The organism is Clostridium sp. (assembly GCF_051656525.1).
GTDB lineage: Bacteria > Bacillota > Clostridia > Clostridiales > Clostridiaceae > Clostridium.
This window is the reverse complement of the sequence record NZ_JBOGCC010000313.1, coordinates 1-2,878: the sequence shown is the minus strand read 5'-3', so window position 1 is coordinate 2,878 and position 2,878 is coordinate 1. Positions and strand designations below refer to the sequence as shown.

General features: G+C 28.5%; 3 protein-coding genes. All 3 read right to left on the bottom strand.

Annotation, left to right across the window (positions count from 1 at the left end; all coding sequences use genetic code 11):
* A partial coding sequence (locus tag ACRDDY_RS15610) for a DnaB-like helicase C-terminal domain-containing protein (protein ID WP_438565863.1) occupies positions 1 to 1,273 on the bottom strand: 1,273 nt, incomplete at its 3' end.
* An 11-nt stretch (positions 1,274 to 1,284) separates the two neighbouring features.
* The gene (locus tag ACRDDY_RS15605) at positions 1,285 to 1,734 is read right to left on the bottom strand and encodes a hypothetical protein (protein ID WP_438565862.1); all 450 of its coding nucleotides are present in this window, start codon (positions 1,732 to 1,734) and stop codon (positions 1,285 to 1,287) included.
* 64 nt (positions 1,735 to 1,798) lie between these two features.
* Positions 1,799 to 2,812 (bottom strand): AAA family ATPase, encoded by a 1,014-nt coding sequence (locus ACRDDY_RS15600; protein WP_438565861.1) that lies wholly within the window; start codon positions 2,810 to 2,812, stop codon positions 1,799 to 1,801.
* Between the last annotated feature and the right edge of the window lie 66 nt (positions 2,813 to 2,878).

The following is a 2,878-nucleotide window of genomic DNA, read 5'->3' as shown; positions in this document are numbered from 1 at the left end:
TATTATAATCAATTCTAAATTTACAATTTCCAGCATCTTTTCCATCGTTAAGTTGTTCTTCTTTTGTCTTATGTATCCAATAAGCGATAGTTGAAGCATATCTATTAATCTTATCACTATCTGCTAATCTTTCTTCTTTAGGTGACATTTGACCTCCTGCTAAAACTGGAATATCTAATGCTCCACCTACTTTATTTTTTAAAAAGTTTGTCATATCACCTAATACATTATGTTCTTTAGTTTCAGCTGATGTATCATTAACTTTTATATAATCGTAAATTAAAAATCCTAAACCTATTGTTGATTTTAATTGTTTTGCAACCATATAGATTTTATCCTTAGTCCAATCTGGATCATAAATATGTATTAATGGTTTATCTTTTAACCATTTAATAGCATTATTAATTTCTATTTCTTCTTCTTTACTATATTCACCTGATTTTACTCTTTGAATGTCTATTCCAGTTTTTAAAGCAAGGTATCTTACAAGCCATCTTTCATCACTCATTTCTGTATCAAATATAGCTGTTGGTACTCCATTCTCTACTTTATGAATAGCTTCATTTAAGAAGAACATACTCTTTCCACTTTTAGCCCTTCCTCCTATAACAACTAATTCTCCATTCTCATATGTAAAATATTTATTTAAATCCTTGTATTTTGATGGTATTCCTGAGAATCCATTGTTTCTTCTACTAGTAATTAAATTCCATAAATCTTCTACTTTATCTCCCATTAATTGGACGTCAGTATTGACTATATAAGTATCTGCAAATTTAGTTACATCCGTCTGTAATTTATAGTTAAGCTTATTTATATCATCATTACTATTTAATACATAATTACTTAACTCACATAGTTTAATATAACTTTCTCTTTTAAATGCGTGAGATACTACCTTTTTTACTATTAATTCATATTCTTCTGTGCTACTTCTTGCAACTTCTTTTAATCCATCAAGCCAACCTACTATATCATTGGAAATATCGTCAAATTCCTCTATTGTTGCTTTAAATCCTTTGTTTCCCTCTATTTCATTGATAATAAGAAAATTATCAATTTCTATAATTCCTTTATTGAGTAAATCTGAAATTATATAATATATGCAAGCTAACTCTCGATTATAAAACATATTAGGTTTCAGATATTCACTTTTATATATATAACTTGGATGAGCTAATACAGTTCCAATGATTCCATTTTCACTTATATCATCATGTGAAAGTTCTATATTATGTTGTCTTTCAAAATTTTTTATATCTTTGACTTTCAAAACATCACCACCTAGATTAATTTAAATAATTCTTTATTGTTATTTTTGTATTGGAATTTAACTTCTTTTTCTTTGTCTTCTGAATTTAATATATCATCTTTTATTTCTTTATAATCTTCTTTTTCTTGATATGTTTTCCATGCTCTTTTTATATCTAAGTTATTTACATAGTTAAGTAATCCAAAAGGATAATTTATAGGTTTGTTATGCTCTTTTATATATTTAACCGTAAATAAGAGATATTCAGAATCAAACCCCTTGTCATTAACTATTTGTTTTATAGCTTTTCTTAGATTTTGTATAGTGCAACTTGTCATATTAACTGAATAATATTCTTCTATTGCTTTCTTATTTTGTTTTTCTTGATAACATTCTTTGCAATAATAAGCCGTACTTTCTTTTATAGCATCTTTTTTGGATACTTCATTATTGTTTTTACAAAATTTATATCTACATTTCATTTTTATTCCGCCACTCCTTTAAACTAAACAACCCACAAATTAATGTGGGCTGCATTGATTAAAATTACTCTAAATCTTCAAGTGCCGATAATACTTTTTCAGCCACACTTTTGCTTTTTATATCATTAGGGTTAGGTGTTCCGTTTAACTCTTCTAATGTTGAAATTACTTTAGGTCTTTTCCCTTGGTCTGATAACTCTTTGCATTTTAAAAGTATTGAAGTTTTTAATTCTTCTGTTGTTAACTTCTTTTCTTGTTTTTTCTTTTTGTTCTCTAACTCTTTAGCTTTTTCCCTAGCTTCCTCATCTTCTTTTAATTTAATATTAGCCTTAGCTTCTTCCTTAGCCTTCTCTAATTCTCTCTTTTTAGCTTTTACGTCTCCTCCAGTAGCCCATTTATATAAAGCAATACCATCTTTTTCTGTTAAAACTTCATGTCTATCTTCGAACAAATGTGTATTGTCTTTAACTGTACTGAAGTAATGAGTATCTTGCTCTAAGTTAAAAGCTGCTGTAAATAAGTATTCTAAGTCATCTCTTTGTTGATACCCTACACCTACTTTTCTAGGAACTTGTTTCCCATTTTGTTCTTCTAAAACATACTTATCTTTCCCTCTTACTGTTGCGAATAGGTGAATAGGTGAATCAATAAGTTTATCAGTAAATTTTTCGTGTCTTGGAGTAATTTTAGACCAATTCGTATATGAATTTCCTGGCATATTACCATGTATCTCGAGAATTCCACCTTTCCCGTTCCACTCATGGCTTAATGAATCTATTACTAAAATTTTATATCCAGCGTCTATCGCTTCATCTATTGCATCTATATATTTTTCTGGTGTAAATGGTGCTTTTAATTCTAAAATATCAAAATCAAATTCATCAGCATAATATGTAGATCTTCTTGCCTCTGTATCTATAAACGCTATACTAGCTTCTTCTCCTGTTACCTTTTCCATTTCTTGTTTCATTCCAGTTGCCATTCTTAAATTTGAAAAAGTTTTTCCTGCTCCTGATGGTGCTATACTTATTCCTTTTACCCAAATATTCTCTCTTGTCGCTTTTTTAAATCCTGCCATTAATATCTCTCCATTCTTTATTATTTTAAATTATTTACAAGGCATTAGAAGCCCCTTGTAATGGCT